We start from the raw sequence: 17,655 nt of genomic DNA, 5'->3' as shown, positions 1-17,655 counted from the left end.
GTCCTTTCCGTCATCTTTAACCTACTACTGCACCCATTTGGAAGATTGGCAAGTACATCGCAATCACCAAGCCACCGACCAATACCCCCAACACAGCCATAATCATAGGCTCCATTAAGCTGGTCAAGCCATCAACCGCATTGTCGACTTCGTTTTCGTAATAGACCGCTACTTTATCTAGCATTTCTTCTAGACTACCAGACTCTTCACCGATACCGACCATTTGAATGGCCATACTTGGGAATAAATTGGTAGAGCGTATCGAGAATTGTAATTGTTGCCCAGTAGATACATCATTTTTAATTTGCTGCGTGGCATTATAAAAAACGACGTTATTAGTGGCGCCAGCAGTCGAATCTAGCGCATCAATAAGAGGTACACCAGCCGCAAAGGTAGTAGATAGGGTACGAGCGAAACGCGCGATAATGGCTTGATAAGCAATGTTGCCAAATATTGGTATTTTTAAGATTGCACGGTCTAAAAAGTCTCGGAATTTTTTAGAGCGTTTTTTGGCTTCTGAAAAACCAATAATCGCCCCACCAATGAGAATAATCAAAACAAACCACCACGCTTGCATCCACTCTGACATGCCAACGACCATTTGGGTAAAAGCAGGCAACTCTGCGCCAAAAGATTCGAATAAGTCTGAGAATACAGGGACTACTTTGATTAGCAAAATCATGGTAACGATAACGGCGACAACGATGACCGCGATAGGATATTTCACCGCTTTTTTAATTTTTGCTTTTAGTAGCTCACTTTTTTCTTTATAGGTGGCAACCCGTTCTAGCATGGTCTCAAGCGCACCTGATTGCTCACCAGAATCGACAAGCGAGCAAAAGAGATCGTCAAAATAGCGAGGATGCTTGCGCAGGGCAGAGGCAAAAGTCCCGCCAGCTTCGATATCGGCTTTTATTTTTAAAACCAACTCTTTCATACTGGGATTATCAAGGGAGTCCGCGACAATCTCAAAGGACTGGGTCAATGGCACGCCAGCTTTCATCATGGTCGCCAATTGGCGGGCAAAGATAGCAATATCGATAGGTTTGATGGGTTTTTTAAAGGTATAAAGCGGCTTCGGTTTTTTCTTAATACCTTTGACGGTTATGCCTTGTTTGCGCAGAGTAGCTTTTGCTAGCTCTAAGCTACGACTGGTCGTTTCACCTTTTACTTTTTGGCCGCGTCGATTTACCCCGTCATAGACAAAGTCTAACAGCATGTCGGTCTTTGCTTTTGCCATGATACTACCCTCAAAATTTGTCTAATATAAATATTGCAAAGATGTACAACGATGCCAGACTTATTACACAAAGATGGCATACTTTATTTTAACGTAAAAAACCAGTATAACTCTGTTTTATTTTTAAGTACATCTGAGTGGATATTATTGCTTATTTATAAAAGCCAATCTATTAAATCTAAAAGCTATCGATACTGAAATTTCTACCACCGTTATTTCTACTTTTAGCATTTACGATTATTCAGAGGTGACACGCATCATCTCTTGAATACTGGTCACGCCTTGCAATACCTTCAAAATACCAGAACGGCGCAAGTCTCGAAAACCATTTTTGAGAGCGGCATCTTTGATATCTATCGCGTTGCCGTCTTCCATGATAATCCGAGAAATATCAGGGCTGACTTTCATCACCTCATAGATACCTACGCGGCCTTTATAGCCTTCGCGACATTCGTTACAGCCTACCGGTTCATAGATCACATTGCCTGGGTTGTCTAAATCGGTGTCATTAAAGCCAAGCTCAAGCAAGCTTTGCCGTGGGACATTGATGGGTTTTTTACAGTTTTTACATAAGCGCCTTGCTAGGCGCTGGGCGATGACCAAGTTTACTGACGTGGCAATGTTAAAGGAAGCCACACCCATATTGCGTAGACGGGTCAACGTCTCTGGTGCTGAGTTAGTATGGAGAGTCGAAAGTACCATGTGTCCCGTTTGCGCAGCTTTAATCGCAATCTCTGCCGTTTCAAGGTCACGAATCTCACCCACCATGACGATATCAGGATCTTGACGTAAGAATGACTTCAGAGCATTGGCAAAGGTCAGACCAACCTTAGCGTTCACGTTGACCTGATTAATGCCTTCGAGGTTAATCTCGACTGGATCTTCAGCAGTGGAGATATTCGTTGCACCCGTGTTTAGAATATTAATACCGGTATATAGCGATACCGTTTTACCGGAACCCGTCGGTCCGGTAATCAGCAGCATACCTTGCGGTTTATGCAAAGCTTCCAAAAACATTTCTTGTTGGTCAGGCTCATAGCCAAGGGCTTCGATGCCGAGCATAGCGGATGACGGGTCCAAAATACGCAACACAAGTTTTTCACCAAACAGGGTCGGTAATGAGTTGACCCGGAAATCGATGGCTTTATTTTTAGATATTTTAAGCTTGATGCGTCCATCTTGCGGTATGCGGCGCTCTGAGATATCCATCTGTGACATTACTTTTAGCCGCGCTGCGATTTTGCTGGCAAGTTGCACGGGCGGGTTGGCCATTTTTTGCATGACACCGTCGACACGAAAGCGGACACGAAAGGTTTTTTCATACGGCTCAAAATGTAAATCTGAGGCACCCATACGGATGGCATCGACCAACATTTTATTGACAAATTTTACGACAGGGGCTTCATCAACACTGTCGCTAAGCTCAGTTTCACCCTCTTCTTCACCATCATCAAAATCTACATGTAAGTCACTGCTAGAAAAGCTATCAAAACTTTGCATGGTATCGGCATAAAGATTTTCAATGCGTTTTTTTAGCTTATCTTCTTCGACGACGATGGTTTCAATAGAGAGGCGAGAGTTAAAGGCAATCGCATCAATGGCATCTATACGGGTTGGGTCGCTTAAGGCGACAAATAAGCGCTGCCCACGTTTAAAGAGAGGCAAGGCATTAAACTTACGCACGATTTTTTCATCGACTAAGTCTTTTGGAATGACATCCAAATTGATTGCGTCAAGATCAAAGAGTGGATCACCAAAAGCTTGAGACAGCATTTGTGCTAGCTGATAAGCATTGGCCAATTTATTGTCTACCAAATAAGGCACGAGTCCGATCTGCTGCTGCTGTGACTCCGTCTGCGCAGTTTTCATATGCGCTTCGCTCACGACACCTTCGCTAATCAGCTGCTGGGCTAAACCACCATATTTATTGGCTGTAATAGACATAATAACCTCTCTTTGATATCGAATGTTTTGCTAAAACGCGCTTGCTAGGCATTGATGGTTTCCATGAGTAGCCTTTTATCATTAATTATCGCTAACGCTTGTTATAACCGTTTGAGATAAATAATTTCAAGCGGTTGCCATTTTTTAGTATTAATAACACCGTGTGGAATTGATATTGTTTTAACGGTTATATTTTTTAAAAGCTATATAGAACATACCTTATATATATAAGGTATGCCGCTATTTAAAATATCTCACCCTTAACTTAGACCATGAGGCATTAATCTACAGAGCGCCACAACTGAATAAAATATAATGAAAACAGGATGACCGTAAAAGCCATTCTGCTGCAGGTCGCACTATACTATAGCACTTGTGAAATATTTGTTATACTGGCGCGCATATAAGCCAAATTGGCAGGAATACATGAGACAAGGTAGATGAGTATGCAAGCTTGGGTAATTGGCAATTGGAAGCAGAATCCAGCAACGAACCACGACGTCAATGCGCTACTAGATGACTTATTAACTGCAGTTAATACTGAAGAGCAAGTGGTCAAAAATAGCTGCAGGTTAATGGTGGCTCCCAGTTGTATTCACTTAGCTGCTGTCAGCGCCCGCTTAAAAGATACCTCAGTGCTGTGTGCCGCGCAAGATATTAGTGCGCATAGCGCGAACACTGGTGCGTATACGGGGGATTGTTCTGCGCAGCAAGTTGCTGATGCTGGCGCAACTTGGACGATACTTGGTCACTCTGAGCGCCGTCAATACCATCAAGAGACTCATGAAAGCTTGCTGCAAAAGCTGACTCATGCGTTGACGCAAAATTTGGGCGTAGTATTTTGTATTGGTGAGACCCAAGCACAATATGACGATAAGCAAACACTGGCGGTCATTGATACTCAATTATCTGTTGTAAAGGATTTACTCGCGCAACAGCCCGAGCTTGCTGCTTCATTATCTGAGCGCTTAATCATTGCCTACGAGCCAGTATGGGCGATTGGGACGGGCAAAGTACCAACAGTGGCAGAGGTTAGCGCCATGCATCGACATATTAAGCAAACCGTCACAGGCTTTGCTGAGTCGTTAGAAGCAATGACTGTACTGTATGGTGGTAGCGTCAATGCTGATAACGCCGATAGTTTTGCGGCAGATCCCATGATAGATGGTGCATTGGTTGGCGGTGCTTCATTAAAAGCAGACAGTTTTCTGATGATTGCCAACGCTTTTAGTCGCGCGCTTGGTTAGGGTCAGGTGATGAAACAGCTATTTAATCGCTAACTTGTCGAAAAAATGTCTTTATCAGTTGGCAAAAGTAGGTTTAACAGTGCCCTTGCAATCGTGTACAATGCGCCTTATTTATATAATCGATTTGGCAGCATTACAAGTTAGTTGCTAACACTATTAACTTTAAGATTTATTTTCCGTTATCTGTCGTCATTACGCGGCAAAAGAGGCCACCATGTTTACGTTTATATTAGCCCTGCATATTATCGTGGCGATTGCCATGATCGGCTTGATCTTGATACAGCATGGTAAAGGGGCAGATGCTGGGGCTTCTTTTGGTGCTGGCTCGTCAGGTACGGTATTTGGTGCCGCAGGAACTGCCAACTTTTTAACACGTGCGACTGCAGTATTGACAGTCATATTTTTTATCACCAGTATGACCCTGGCTGTTCATGCACGTAAGCAGGCAGAAGATCAGTTTCGTTTAGATGTTCCTGTTTCAGCTCCGCAAACGCCGCGCCCATTAACGCAAAATCCTGAGTAAGTGTCTTTTAAGTAGGCAGTGCTTGCTATTTTGGCACGTTAGATTTACAATGCCTTTCTGTTTTCGCAAGACCTTATCTATTGATGCCGACCTTAAGCATTATTTACAGTAGATTAAACGTTAGAGAACAGAGTAGCAAAATGCGATTGTGGTGGAATGGTAGACACGCCATCTTGAGGGGGTGGTGGCGAAAGCTGTGGGGGTTCAAGTCCCCCCAATCGCACCAAGTTTTATAGACGTAGCATATAGCGTCAGGTTGGATTTTTTAGTAGAGAATACTTAATTTAGAATTTATTTAAAAAAAGTATTGACACTTCTACGAAACCTCCCTATAATATGCGTTCTAGATTGATGCGGGGTGGAGCAGTCTGGTAGCTCGTCGGGCTCATAACCCGAAGGTCGTTGGTTCAAATCCAGCCCCCGCTACCACTTTTTATACTGATGTTTTGTACACTAAATTTGTCAGTGCCGATTAGCCCACCATTATGTTTGTGGGTTTTTTTGTATCTGTGAGTCAGGGTTGTCGCGGTATCTGCCCTACTTATGCTAAGCTCTATGCACATAGAGTACGATACTTACTATTCATCTACTTACCGCCACTTGCGTGACTATTCGCAAGCGACGCTGCCTTTTACTTCATACTCTTTTATTGATCATTTTGCTTTATATATAATAAGCACATTCATCAGCTGAGCTTGATGTTCCTAGGTAATGTCCCTATATATAGTAGATGTCAACCGAATATAATACTGAGCTAGTGCTATTATATAATAGATAAAACACCTAACGATTGCTGTGAGCCTCGCAAATAAAAAAGTAATAAATAAATAACGTGGTTCATTAAGTACGACAGATAAGTAAATAGGAAAATATAAATAAATTATGAAGCTTTCGACTAAAGTTGCAGAACTAACTACTATTATTGCCCCTGCGGTAGCTGCATGTGATGTGGCGCTGTGGGGCGTAGAGTTTACCCCACAAGGCAATCGCTCGTTATTGCGTATTTACATTGAAGCTTTACCTGAAGAAAAAGCACAGGATAAGCAGGTAAGTATCGAAAACTGTGCTGCGGTTAACCATCAGGTAAGCGGCATCCTAGAGGTGCATGATCCTATTGCTGGTGAGTTCATTTTAGAAGTCTCCTCACCTGGTTTTGATCGGGCGTTCTTTTCAGATGACCAAATGTATGATTACGTCGGTCAGACTGTGAGCTTGCGCTTGATACAAGCCATTGGTGAAGGCGATAAAAAACGCCGCAAAGCAACAGGTACTTTAGACAGTATCGATGCAACGTCTTTAAAATTGACGTCTACCGATGGTGAACAGTTTGAGATTGCTTTGAGTAACATTGATAAAGCCAACTTGATTTATGAAGATGTCTAATTTTAATATTCAATGGTAACGCAATTCAGTATTAATCAATATTTTGACCCCTAAATAGGGCATGACTGACGATGACAACACAACGTCAATATGCCAATTATAAAATTTAAGTCAATTATAAAATGATAGGACAGGTATAGCATGAGTCGTGAAATCTTAACGGTAGTAGAAACTGTCAGTAATGAAAAGGGCTTAAATCCTGAAGATATCTTTGAAGCCATAGAAGACGCTTTGGTGGTATCAACCAAGAAAAAAGTCTATACCGAACAGCCAGAAGTAGAGGTGCGGGTATCAATTGATCGTGCAACTGGCGATTATGATACATACCGTTATTGGACAGTGGTTGCCGATGAAGACCATGAAATGCCAGCCTGTCAGCTTGCTATTACCGACCTTGATCAAGAAGAATGGTCAATTGGTGATATTAAAGAAGAACAGATTGAATCCATTGAGTTTGGTCGTATTGCTGCCACGCAAGCCAAGCAAGTTATCATTCAAAAAATACGTGAAGCTGAGCGTGCGCTAGTAGCAGACGCTTTTGAACCACGTGTTGGTGAAATGATGTATGGCGAAGTAAAAAAACAAACACGCGATGGCTATATTATTGATTTGGGTGATAACGCCGAAGGCTACTTATCACGTGATCAGATGCTACCACGTGAGCAATTACGAGCGAAATCTCGTATCAACGCCATTTTATATCATGTAAACCGTGAAAATCGTGGTGCCCAGTTATTATTGTCGCGCACTCATCCTGAAATGCTCTCGGCATTGATGCAAAAAGAAGTGCCTGAGATTGCAGAACAAATCATTGAAATTCGTAACGTTGCTCGTCTGCCAGGTACTCGTGCTAAAATAGCCGTCAAAACCAACGATCATCGCATTGATCCGGTTGGCGCTTGTATCGGTATGCGTGGTACGCGTATTCAAGCGGTTCAGCAAGAGTTGGATGGTGAGCGTATTGATGTGGTGGTTTGGTCAGATGATCCGGCTCAATTCATTATTAGCTCTTTAGAGCCAGCAGATGTTAGTAGTATCATCCTAGATGAAGACATGCAGACCGCTGATATCATTTTTAGCACTAACGATCAGTTAGCGCGTGCGATTGGCTCACAAGGTCAAAACGTCCGTTTAGCGTCTGAACTAACGGGCTATAAGCTTAATATGATGCTTGAAGAAGAGTATCAGCAGCGTCAACAAAACGAATCGAAAGCGTTCATTGAATTGTTTTATGAGCGTTTAGAAGTCGATAAAGATTTAGCTCAAGCGCTTGTCGATATTGGCTTTACCAGTATTGAAGAAGTGGCTTATGTGCCAGTTGAGACTTTCTATGACATCGAAGGTTTAGACGACGAAGCGATTGACATGATTCAAGAACGTGCTAAAGAAGTCGTCATCGCTGATGAGCTAGTCAAACAACAAAACATGAAAGAGCCAAGTCAAGAGTTACAAGATCTTGAAGGAATGACCGTCAGTTGGGCTTATAAAATGGCTCAAAAAGACATCATTACTGTTGATGACTTGGCAGAACAAGCCGTCTTCGATTTAGAAGATATCGAAGGATTAGATACTGAAACCGCAGGAAAACTCATCATGAAAGCTCGGGAATCTTGGTTCAATGAATAAGCGGTAACTGCATATCGCTGTCTTTTAGTGATATGCTATCGATAATAAAGTGCTGGTATAAAGTCGCATAATACATGCAACCTAATCACCAGCCTTAACCCAATCATTTGTAGCCAACAACTGAATTGAACATATAGCAAATAATAGACAGTAGGTGATAATAAATGGCAGATAAGACCGTCAAAGAACTGGCAGATATGGTAGGCAAAACCGCAAGTGCTGTAAAACAGCAACTGGTAGATGCTGGACTGCCTGCTCGCGCAGAGGATGACCTAGTCACCGAGCTTGAGCAAGAGAAGTTGGTGACGTATTTAAAGCAAAGTCATGGTCAGCAAGATAAGCGTCGTATTAGTCTCAAGTCTAAAACAACGAGCACCGCGCGTGTGACCGGCTCTTCAGGTAAATCTAAGAGTGTCAATGTGGAAGTGCGTAAAAAGAAAGTATTCGAAAAGCCTGATCCAGAAAAAATGGCTGAAGAGTTGGCTGCGCGTGAGCAAGCGATGATTGAGTCGCAAGAACGTGCTGCTAAGGACGCTGAAGAGCGTGCTGCTACTAAGAAAAAATCTGAAGAGCGTCAAGCAGCAACCTTAGCTGCGATGCGTGCCAGCTTAGGCTCTAGCAAAAAATCAGACGATAAGAATGACGACATTTCTACTTCAGTTGTTGTGAAAAAGGGCGGCAAGACTACTATTGAAGTTAAGCCTAAAGAACAGCCGAAGAAAAAAGTTGCTGCTACAAAACCTAAAGTTGAAACAGCAGCTGAGCGTAAAGCTCGTGAAGTACGTGAAAAAGAAGAAAATCGTCTACGCGAAATTGAGACAGAAACACGCCGTGTTCAAGCTGAAGAAGCGCAAAAGCGCACACTTGAGCAAATGCGTAAAATGGCTGGTAAATATACGGATCAGCCTGCTGCTGAAGTTCGCAAAGATGAGCCATTGGCTGAAGGTCTAGTCGGTGACGCATTAGAAGAATCATTTGAAAAAGAACGTCGTGAAATCAAGCGCGGTGCAAGTAGCACTGGTGCTCGTGGTCGTCGTCGTAAAAATCAAGATGAGCGTGAGATCAAAAACCGTAAAAATGGTTTACGTTCAACGCAAGCGTCACAGCATAAGTTTGAAAAACCTGTTGAAAAAATTGTCTATGATGTCGAGATCAGTGAGCAAATTACTGTTGCAGATCTTGCCCAGCGTATGGCAGTTAAAGCCCGTGAAGTCACTAAATTACTCATGAAAATGGGTGAGATGGCTCGTGAGTCAGATACGATTGATCAAGCGACAGCCAGTTTGATTGTTGAAGAAATGGGTCATAACCCAGTACCAGTTAGTGATACTAAGGTTGAAGACGATCTACAATCTGCAGTCAATGAACGCAGCAGTAACGTGCAAACACGTCCACCAGTCGTAACTATTATGGGTCATGTCGACCATGGTAAGACTTCATTGCTAGATAAAATTCGTGAAACGAAAGTAGCGAATGGCGAAGCAGGTGGTATCACTCAGCATATCGGTGCTTATCATGTAAAAACCGGTCGCGGTGTGATTACTTTCTTAGATACCCCAGGTCACGCAGCCTTTAGTGCTATGCGTTCACGTGGTGCGCAAGCGACTGATATCGTTGTACTGGTTGTCGCAGCTGATGATGGCATGATGCCGCAAACGGAAGAAGCTATCGACCATGCACGTGCTGCTGGTACGCCGCTTATCGTTGCCATTAACAAAATGGATAAGCCGGGCGCTGATCCTGATCGTGTACTCAATGAGTTGACTGCCAAAGAAGTCGTCTCAGAAGAGTGGGGTGGTGACACACCAATGGCGCGTATCTCAGCCAAAACGGGTGAAGGTATTGACGAGCTATTAGAATATATCAGCATCCAAGCAGAACTAATGGAATTAGAAGCGCCGTTAGATGGTGCTGCGCAAGGTGTGGTGATTGAGTCAAGACTTGAAAAAGGTCGTGGTCCTGTCGTTAGTGTTCTAGTCAAAAAAGGCACACTAAAACAAGGCGACTTGGTTCTAGCGGGCGAGCATTACGGTAAAGTTCGTGCGATGACTGATGAACATGGTCAGCGTATTCAGTCAGCGGGTCCTTCCATCCCTGTAGAGATTTTAGGATTACCTGAAACACCTGCAGCTGGTAGCGAATTCTTAGTCGTTACAGATGAGAAAAAAGCCCGTGAAGTGGCTGATTTCAGAACCAATCGCGAGCGTGAACGTCAACTTGAGCGTCAGAACGCCATGCGCTTAGAGAGCATGTTCGATCAGATGGAACAAGGCAATGTGTCATTCTTGAACATTGTATTGAAAACTGATGTCCGTGGTTCGCTCGAAGCATTATTATCGGCACTAAATGAGCTGTCAACTGACGAAGTAAAAGTTCGCGTCATCAGTTCAGGTGTTGGCCCTATCTCTGAGTCTGATGTAACGCTTGCAGAATCTAGCGAAGCGGTATTGTTAGGCTTCAACGTTCGTGCAGACGCGACCGCACGTCGTAAAGCAGATGCAGCCAACATGGATATTCGCTATTACAGTGTTATCTATGGCTTGATTGATGATGTAAAAGCAGCCATGAGTGGAATGCTTGCGCCTGAACATCGTGAGAAAATCTTGGGTGTTGCTGATGTTCGAGAAGTGTTCCGTTCTAGTAAGTTCGGTGCAGCTGCCGGTTGTATGGTGGTTGAAGGTACAATCTATCGTAATAAGCCTATCCGTGTACTGCGTGATGACCAAGTTATCTTTACTGGTCAGCTGCAATCATTACGTCGCTATAAAGAAGACGTTAATGAAGTACGTACTGGGATGGAGTGTGGCCTAGCCGTTCGTGGTTATGATGTCGAAGCTGGTGATAAGATCGAAGTCTTTGAAATTCAAGAGTTCGAACGTACTATCTAAAGTCACCGCTCGATAGTAAGGTCTCTAATCATGCAAGACGCTTAATCAGCTGAGCATATTAGTATCTCCTTCATATCTAGCTGTACTTAGGCCTAGCAGGTACATCCTGCTAGGCCTTTTTTAACAAATATCAGCCCTTAAATGTATTAATAAGCAAACGGGCTAATCCATAAAAATAAGCCATATCAAATTAAGGTAATAATATGAACCAACGTTTACAGCGCTTATCCGATCAAATTCAGCGTGAGCTTGCTGTTCTTATTCGTGACGCAGTCAATGACCCGCGTCTAACTGGTTTTGTCACTATCTCTAGTGTCAAAGTCAGCCCAGACTTAGGGTATGCGGACGTTTATGTCACCATCATGGAGCCAGAGCTTAATGATGCGATGACCAAAACCAACCACGAAGAAAGCATCAAAGTGCTGAATAAAGCGGCAGGTTTTTTGCGTACCGAATTGAGCCATAGTCTCAAAACGCGTACGACACCACGTCTGCGCTTTCACTATGATGAAGTAACGGCTCGTGGCAACTATATGATGGACTTGATCAGTCAAGCGGTCATCAAAACTGAGCAGAATGAAGATGAAGTCGACAGCAAAGAAAATGATGATTAATGACAATGACTAGTCAACAAACAACGGATAAACAAAAAGTCTCTGGCGTTATCTTAGTTGATAAGCCGCAAGGTATGACGTCACAGCAAGTGGTCTCAAAAGTGAAGTATTTGTTTAAGTCTCCTGCACATGACAGCAAAAAAGCTGGTCATACAGGTACGCTTGATCCCATGGCCACTGGTCTATTGCCTATTTGTATGGGTGAGGCCACGAAGTTTAGCCATTATCAACTTGATGCTGACAAATCCTATCAAGCGACGATATTGCTTGGTAGCCAGACAGATACTGGTGATGCTGATGGTCAAGTCGTTGGACAGGTGTCTATTCCAACTTTTGATCAATCAATATTGGACAAGGTTGCTCAACAGTTTTTAGGGGCTCAGCAGCAAATACCACCGATGTATTCTGCCTTAAAAAAGGACGGTAAAAAGCTTTATGAGTATGCCCGTGCTGGTATCGAAGTAGAACGAGCGCCAAGAGATATTGTGATTAAGACCATTGATTTAAAAGCCATTGATAACGAGCAGATTCAATTGACGGTGACTTGTACCAAAGGTACTTATGTGCGCGTATTGGCAGAGGATATTGCCAAGATAATGGGCACATTAGGGCATTTAATCGCATTGCGCCGTACGCAGGTCGGAAAGTTTAGCATAGTGGAATCGATTTCTTTATCAGCGTTAGAGGCGCTATCGTTAGATGATAGACAGGCACAGCTCCTTGCTATTGATGCATGTGTCAATATCGAGGCTGAGCTTACATTGACTGCTGAACAGTATACCCGTGTCCATATGGGGCAGCGGTTGAATGTCTTTGAGCATCTTACTGATAATTTGCGCGATTATATTTCAACCAGTATTAGCCATCAGTCTTCTGTTTCAGAAAGCAATGACACCCCACTAGATAGCGATATCGTCAGTAGTGACGATGAACAAACATTGCTCCACGAGATAGCGGTAGATATACGCTTGCTAGATGAGCAAGGGGAGTTTATTGGATTGGGCGCTGTTAGTCTCAATGGCCGACTACAACCTAAGAAATTAATCCAGCGGTAGAGTTATATTTGCTAAGCTTTTCATAGTTCGTATGCTTCATGTGGCTATGAGCCAATTAATCCTCTTTATACTTACTAACAGTTTACACTAATCACATATCCTCACATTTTATTGCAGGTTTCACCTATGGTGAAACCTGTTTTTTTTGTACATTAGATAAGTCAGCTAGGGAAAGCTAGACAACATCATTGATACTATAAAAATAAAAAATACACTAATAAGAAAAATTTACAATAATAAAAAACGCTTAGGGAATAGTTTCAACAAGGAAATTTTTGCTACTGGAGTCTCAACACTAAATAACAACAAAGAAGTACTATAAAAACAAAAAGTACTCATAATAAAAAAAACAGATAAATCAATAATAGAATCACAAATATAAAGACGAGGAATATTATGAAAACGATCGCTTTCTTACTACACAATAATTTTGAACAAGCAGAGTATGAAGATGTTAATAACCAACTAAAAGAAAAAGGTTATAACACATTGCTTATTACTACTAACGAAGACAAAAAAGTTCAAGCGATGAATCAGGATGTCAATAAAGGTGACACTTTCACCGCTGACATCTTTGCAAGTGAGGCTAAAGTTGATGATTATGACGCGCTAGTAGTGCCAGGTGGTACTGTAAATGCGGATACCATTCGAGGCAATAAAGAAGCTCACAGTATAATCAATGCAATTAATGAAGCAAGTAAACCGTTGGCGGTTATTTGTCATGCACCTTGGGTACTTATTAACACGGGTATCGCAAAAGGTAAGACCTTAACGGCGTACCACTCATTGCAAACAGATTTGGAAAATGCGGGAGCAAATTTCGTTGATAAAACCGTACAAATTGACGGTAACTTAATTACTTCACGTAATCCAGATGATATCGAAAATTTCGTTGATGCTATCGATAAAGCCTTGTCTTAACTGGCTTTATCAGGCATTAACGATGAACATATAACATTAATCTACCAATAACTATAACCAACCATGATCGAGGAAAATATTATGTCAAACTCTAATCCAAACGATACCAAGCTTGAGCAACAACGTTCTGAATCAGCAACTGCAGCTCTTAAAAGCCAAACCGAAAATAACCATACTGAAGAGTCAGAAGCAGCGGCAGATCGTATTGCGGACAATTTAGAAAATGCTAAAAAAGACAAGTAGAGTATTTAAAGTGTCACTCATAGCTGGGTGACGCTATTACATTTTTTTAGCTTGGTATCAATAATTATAAAACTAAATAGTTCAGAAAATAATAACTTAGGAGCTAATATGAGTAATTCACCGAATAATATGGACGAGCAAGAAAAAGAGATTGAAAAGCTTGCAGAAGACATCAACCCTAGCGAACATGACACTCCGGATAGTTTAGCGGAAGTCACTACGGCAGCCCCTCTTGCTGATGATGAGCTAGGTGGTAATGCTACTGAGAGCGATGTGAAAAAGTAATACGCTAGAATTTTGTAATGGCTATGTTTGTAGTGGCTGTGAATGTACCTTAGATTATTATATTGGCAATTTATCTTGCCATGAAACTATTATGAAAAACTGCTGCTAGTTCAGCAGTTTTTTGGTATAATAACCGTCACATTTGAATTAAGATTTTAGATAAAGCAGGTTGCTGAACTTACTGTTTAAAGCAGATGATTGAGTTAGGCAATATTCCGCTGATATCTGGCTTGTTTTTAAGTGGTTTTTTATAACACATTGAGCTTGTCGTACACTAGGTCAACTCTAGTAATGCAGGGTTGTCCTGAATGGCGTACAAGTTACTTTATTTACTATTCTATAGCTTTTAAGATGGCTTAAATTTGAGTGCATCTTGGAGCTTTTAGCATTGCCGGAGATATTTATGCTAACTAATACTGATCGCGAACAAATCATTTCTCAATACCAGCGCGGCGAAAACGACACTGGTTCTCCAGAAGTTCAAGTAGCTTTGCTAAGTGCACGTATTAACGATTTGCAGAACCATTTTAAAGCACACAAAGCTGATAATCATAGCCGTCGTGGTCTTATCCGTATGGTTAACACGCGTCGTAAATTGCTTGATTACCTAAAAGGTAAAGATCTTGGTCGCTATACCACTCTTATTAGCCAGTTGGGTCTACGTCGTTAATTTAACGACAATAGTACGAGCGGTCGCTAAAATAACAAATGCCATCCTGTGGCGCTATTTTGAATTTTTTGCTAAACCGCTTGGAACTTGCTTGTTGCTATCGATAAAATAGATTTTTCTAAAACGGTGTGGAATAGTTTCACACCGTTTTTTTATGCTTGTTAATATAGATGATTAATCTCAAATATTTTCACGGTATAGTTTGAGAATTTTTTGTAAAACTAAGAGTTGACTCAATGCTGATTTGAGTCATATCTAGGGAAGACTATAAACAACAGCCCTGTTTTGCAATTAATTGGTCAATGGCTAGAAATCACTGTAAAATAATGCTTGGTCAGTTTTATGCCATTGCTACTATCTGTTGTAGTACCTTAGCAAAGATAGAAAAAACATCGTATATGTATGGTTGCTGCTTGGCATAAGCTTTGACTATATTGATGAAAAAACGAATTTGAACGACTAAAAATATGTAATAGTACGATGTCTACTGTAGACAAATGCATAAGATAGGCAGGTGACACTATCAGTCTCATCGATAGGACTTGCAGATAAGAGACTTGTTCCTCAGGAGCTAGAGACAAAGAATTTTAATGACAAATATCAGCGCGCTTATGACGTTGATATTATTTTCGTCAGTCAACATTAGGAAAATTATATGACAAATCCGACAATGTTCAATACTGTTAAACGTGAATTCCAATATGGCAGCCAGCAGGTTGTTATCGAGACAGGGCGTATCGCTCGTCAAGCCAACTCTATTTTAGTTCACATGGGTGGTGTTACTGTCCTAGTGGCTGCCGTTGTTAAGCCTGATGCGAAAGAAGGCCAAAACTTCTTTCCATTGACCGTCAACTATCAAGAAAAAATGTACGCAGCGGGTAAAATCCCAGGTGCTTATGGCAAACGTGAAGGCCGTGCGAGCGAGTTTGAAACATTAACGTCGCGCTTGATTGACCGTCCGATTCGTCCACTATTCCCTGAAGGTTATGTGAATGAAATTCAGATTACTGCGACGGTTGTATCGTCAGATAAGACTCAATCAGCAGATATCGCTGCATTAATTGGTGCTTCAGCGGCACTGGCTATCTCTGACGCGCCATTCAATGGTCCAGTCGCAGCTGCCCGTGTTGGCTTCATCAATGGTGAGTACGTACTGAACCCAACAATCGAGCAGCTCAAAGAGAGCGATCTTGATTTGGTTGTGGCTGGTACTAAGTCTGCCGTATTGATGGTTGAATCAGAAGCAGCAGAGCTTTCAGAAGATCAGATGCTAGGTGCAGTACTTTACGGTCATCAACAGCAGCAAATCGTTATTGATAACATTGCATCAATGGCTGAAGAAATCGGTACTGCTAAGCAGCAGTATAGCGCCCCTGAGCGTGATCAAGCGCTTACCAGCAGCATGAAAGAGCAGTTTGGCGAGCAAGTTGCTGACGCTTATACGATTACTGATAAACAAGCGCGCTACACTAAGCTTGACGAAATTAAGCAATCAATTATTGATACGCTTGCTGGTGATGCTGAGTCAGAAGCCTATGCTGATACGGTATCTGAGCTTAAAGAAATCTATAACGATCTTAAGTATCGTACGGTGCGTGACAATATCTTATCAGGTAAGCCGCGTATTGATGGTCGTGACCCTGAAACCGTTCGTGCGCTTGATGTGCAAGTTGGTGTATTGCCATATACGCATGGTTCAGCATTGTTCACACGTGGTGAGACGCAAGCATTGGTTACAACTACTCTTGGCAACAGCCGTGACGTCAACATGATTGACTCACTAGGTGGCACTATCCGTGATCATTTCATGCTGCATTATAACTTCCCGCATTTCTCAGTCGGTGAAACGGGTCGTGAAGGTATTCCAAAACGTCGTGAAATCGGTCATGGCCGTTTAGCACGTCGCGGTGTACAAGCAATGCTTCCAGATAGCGAACGCTTCCCGTATGTCATCCGTGTGGTGTCAGAGATTACTGAATCAAATGGTTCATCTTCTATGGCGTCTGTTTGTGGTGCAAGTTTGGCATTGATGGATGCAGGCGTACCAATTAAAGCCCCAGTTGCTGGTATCGCGATGGGTCTGGTTAAAGAAGGCGAGCGTTTCGCTGTACTATCAGACATCTTAGGTGATGAAGATCATCTTGGTGATATGGACTTTAAAGTTGCTGGTTCTAAAGACGGTATTACTGCGCTTCAGATGGACATCAAAATCGAAGGTATTACCCCTGACATCATGGAGCAAGCGCTTAAGCAAGCACATGCTGGTCGTATCCATATCCTAGATGCGATGAATAAAGTATTGCCTGAGAGCCGTACTGAAATCAATGCGCATGCCCCTAACTATGCCGTTATCGAAATCAATCCGGACAAAATCCGTGACGTCATCGGTAAAGGCGGCGCGATGATTCGTCAGCTAACGGAAGAAACTGGCGCAGTTATCGATATCGATGATGGTGGCACGATTCGTATCTTTGGTGAAAACAAAGCAGCAACCAAAGCAGCTATCGGTAAAATCGAAGCATTGACTGCTGAAGTTGAAGTGGGCAAAACTTACGAAGGTACGGTCGCTCGTATCGTTGACTTCGGTGCGTTCGTTAACGTCTTGCCAAACACTGATGGTCTAGTGCATATCTCACAAATCGCAGAAGAGCGCGTTGAGAATGTATCAGATTATTTAAAAGAAGGTCAAACCGTTAAGGTACTCGTACAAGACGTTGATAACCGTGGTCGCATTAAGTTGACTATGAAAGGCGTTGAGCAGGGTTCAACCCCAACTGCTGAATAAATATCTTCGCTTGATATAAAAAACCGCTTTGGGCTGTTAGTTAATAGCACTCAAGGCGGTTTTTTTATGGCTAAATAAGTATTTACATTTATATAGTCAGTGAAAAGTAATACCGAGACATCACGCACTGCTGAGATCAATTTTTCTTGCTTGCTTGCTTGCTTGCTGTGCCTGTGCAGACAGAGGCTACGAAAAATTAATATCAGCAGTATCGTAGCGTTTTTGGGGTAT

At 42.3% G+C, this 17,655-nt stretch carries 14 protein-coding genes and 2 tRNA genes; 14 read left to right on the top strand and 2 right to left on the bottom strand.

Annotated features, from left to right (window positions below):
- Positions 1-16: 16 nt before the first annotated feature.
- The gene (locus IE130_RS06860; protein WP_189583640.1) at positions 17-1,240 is read right to left on the bottom strand and encodes a type II secretion system F family protein; all 1,224 of its coding nucleotides are present in this window, start codon (positions 1,238-1,240) and stop codon (positions 17-19) included.
- A gap of 237 nt (positions 1,241-1,477) precedes the next feature.
- Positions 1,478-3,184, bottom strand: coding sequence for a type IV-A pilus assembly ATPase PilB (pilB, locus tag IE130_RS06855; protein ID WP_189583637.1), 1,707 nt, complete (start codon positions 3,182-3,184; stop codon positions 1,478-1,480).
- A 446-nt stretch (positions 3,185-3,630) separates the two neighbouring features.
- Between pilB and tpiA the strand changes: the two genes are divergently transcribed.
- The 14 genes from tpiA to pnp all read left to right on the top strand — a co-directional run bounded on the left by tpiA (position 3,631) and on the right by pnp (position 17,424).
- Positions 3,631-4,431 (top strand): triose-phosphate isomerase, encoded by an 801-nt coding sequence (gene tpiA / locus IE130_RS06850; RefSeq protein WP_189583634.1) that lies wholly within the window; start codon positions 3,631-3,633, stop codon positions 4,429-4,431.
- Positions 4,432-4,645: 214 nt separating this feature from the next.
- Complete coding sequence (gene secG, locus IE130_RS06845; protein ID WP_010197739.1) at positions 4,646-4,954, top strand: preprotein translocase subunit SecG; 309 nt, start codon at positions 4,646-4,648, stop codon at positions 4,952-4,954.
- Between the two features lie 142 nt (positions 4,955-5,096).
- Positions 5,097-5,180, top strand: a tRNA-Leu gene (locus IE130_RS06840).
- 126 nt (positions 5,181-5,306) lie between these two features.
- Positions 5,307-5,383 (top strand) — tRNA-Met (locus tag IE130_RS06835).
- Between the two features lie 453 nt (positions 5,384-5,836).
- On the top strand, positions 5,837-6,337 hold the full coding sequence (gene rimP, locus IE130_RS06830) for a ribosome maturation factor RimP (protein ID WP_010197742.1): 501 nt from the start codon (positions 5,837-5,839) through the stop codon (positions 6,335-6,337).
- A gap of 141 nt (positions 6,338-6,478) precedes the next feature.
- A complete protein-coding gene (nusA, locus tag IE130_RS06825; RefSeq protein ID WP_010197744.1) occupies positions 6,479-7,963 on the top strand; it encodes a transcription termination factor NusA in 1,485 nt (494 codons plus the stop codon).
- Positions 7,964-8,127: 164 nt separating this feature from the next.
- Positions 8,128-10,851 carry a translation initiation factor IF-2 gene (gene infB, locus IE130_RS06820; RefSeq protein WP_010197746.1) on the top strand — a complete coding sequence of 908 codons (2,724 nt, stop codon included), beginning with the start codon at positions 8,128-8,130 and terminating at the stop codon, positions 10,849-10,851.
- Positions 10,852-11,054: 203 nt separating this feature from the next.
- A complete protein-coding gene (locus tag IE130_RS06815) occupies positions 11,055-11,465 on the top strand; it encodes a ribosome-binding factor A (protein ID WP_010197749.1) in 411 nt (136 codons plus the stop codon).
- Complete coding sequence (gene truB, locus IE130_RS06810; protein ID WP_189583631.1) at positions 11,465-12,520, top strand: tRNA pseudouridine(55) synthase TruB; 1,056 nt, start codon at positions 11,465-11,467, stop codon at positions 12,518-12,520. The genes IE130_RS06815 and truB overlap by 1 nt, the downstream gene beginning before the upstream one ends.
- A 396-nt stretch (positions 12,521-12,916) precedes the next feature.
- On the top strand, positions 12,917-13,441 hold the full coding sequence (locus tag IE130_RS06805) for a type 1 glutamine amidotransferase domain-containing protein (protein WP_189583628.1): 525 nt from the start codon (positions 12,917-12,919) through the stop codon (positions 13,439-13,441).
- Positions 13,442-13,522: 81 nt separating this feature from the next.
- Positions 13,523-13,684 (top strand): hypothetical protein, encoded by a 162-nt coding sequence (locus IE130_RS06800; protein ID WP_189583625.1) that lies wholly within the window; start codon positions 13,523-13,525, stop codon positions 13,682-13,684.
- Positions 13,685-13,792: 108 nt separating this feature from the next.
- Positions 13,793-13,969: a hypothetical protein gene (locus IE130_RS06795; RefSeq protein WP_189583622.1), complete on the top strand. Its 177-nt coding sequence runs from the start codon at positions 13,793-13,795 to the stop codon at positions 13,967-13,969.
- Between the two features lie 403 nt (positions 13,970-14,372).
- Positions 14,373-14,639: a 30S ribosomal protein S15 gene (gene rpsO / locus IE130_RS06790; RefSeq protein ID WP_010197757.1), complete on the top strand. Its 267-nt coding sequence runs from the start codon at positions 14,373-14,375 to the stop codon at positions 14,637-14,639.
- A gap of 670 nt (positions 14,640-15,309) precedes the next feature.
- Positions 15,310-17,424, top strand: coding sequence for a polyribonucleotide nucleotidyltransferase (gene pnp, locus IE130_RS06785; RefSeq protein ID WP_189584127.1), 2,115 nt, complete (start codon positions 15,310-15,312; stop codon positions 17,422-17,424).
- The last annotated feature ends 231 nt before the right edge of the window (positions 17,425-17,655 follow it).

Origin of the sequence: Psychrobacter glaciei (assembly GCF_014652895.1) — a bacterium.
Classification (GTDB): Bacteria; Pseudomonadota; Gammaproteobacteria; order Pseudomonadales; family Moraxellaceae; genus Psychrobacter; species Psychrobacter glaciei.
Note: the sequence above shows the minus strand (reverse complement) of the source record. Positions and strands in the feature narration are given on the sequence as shown.

Excerpts from the sequence above, each read along its gene's own strand:
- IE130_RS06860 (WP_189583640.1), bottom strand. The coding sequence starts at position 1,240 with ATGGCAAAAGCAAAGACCGACATGCTGTTAGACTTTGTCTATGACGGG.
- pilB (WP_189583637.1), bottom strand. The coding sequence starts at position 3,184 with ATGTCTATTACAGCCAATAAATATGGTGGTTTAGCCCAGCAGCTGATT.
- tpiA (WP_189583634.1), top strand. The coding sequence starts at position 3,631 with ATGCAAGCTTGGGTAATTGGCAATTGGAAGCAGAATCCAGCAACGAAC.
- secG (WP_010197739.1), top strand. The coding sequence starts at position 4,646 with ATGTTTACGTTTATATTAGCCCTGCATATTATCGTGGCGATTGCCATG.
- rimP (WP_010197742.1), top strand. The coding sequence starts at position 5,837 with ATGAAGCTTTCGACTAAAGTTGCAGAACTAACTACTATTATTGCCCCT.
- nusA (WP_010197744.1), top strand. The coding sequence starts at position 6,479 with ATGAGTCGTGAAATCTTAACGGTAGTAGAAACTGTCAGTAATGAAAAG.
- infB (WP_010197746.1), top strand. The coding sequence starts at position 8,128 with ATGGCAGATAAGACCGTCAAAGAACTGGCAGATATGGTAGGCAAAACC.
- IE130_RS06815 (WP_010197749.1), top strand. The coding sequence starts at position 11,055 with ATGAACCAACGTTTACAGCGCTTATCCGATCAAATTCAGCGTGAGCTT.
- truB (WP_189583631.1), top strand. The coding sequence starts at position 11,465 with ATGACAATGACTAGTCAACAAACAACGGATAAACAAAAAGTCTCTGGC.
- IE130_RS06805 (WP_189583628.1), top strand. The coding sequence starts at position 12,917 with ATGAAAACGATCGCTTTCTTACTACACAATAATTTTGAACAAGCAGAG.
- IE130_RS06800 (WP_189583625.1), top strand. The coding sequence starts at position 13,523 with ATGTCAAACTCTAATCCAAACGATACCAAGCTTGAGCAACAACGTTCT.
- IE130_RS06795 (WP_189583622.1), top strand. The coding sequence starts at position 13,793 with ATGAGTAATTCACCGAATAATATGGACGAGCAAGAAAAAGAGATTGAA.
- rpsO (WP_010197757.1), top strand. The coding sequence starts at position 14,373 with ATGCTAACTAATACTGATCGCGAACAAATCATTTCTCAATACCAGCGC.
- pnp (WP_189584127.1), top strand. The coding sequence starts at position 15,310 with ATGTTCAATACTGTTAAACGTGAATTCCAATATGGCAGCCAGCAGGTT.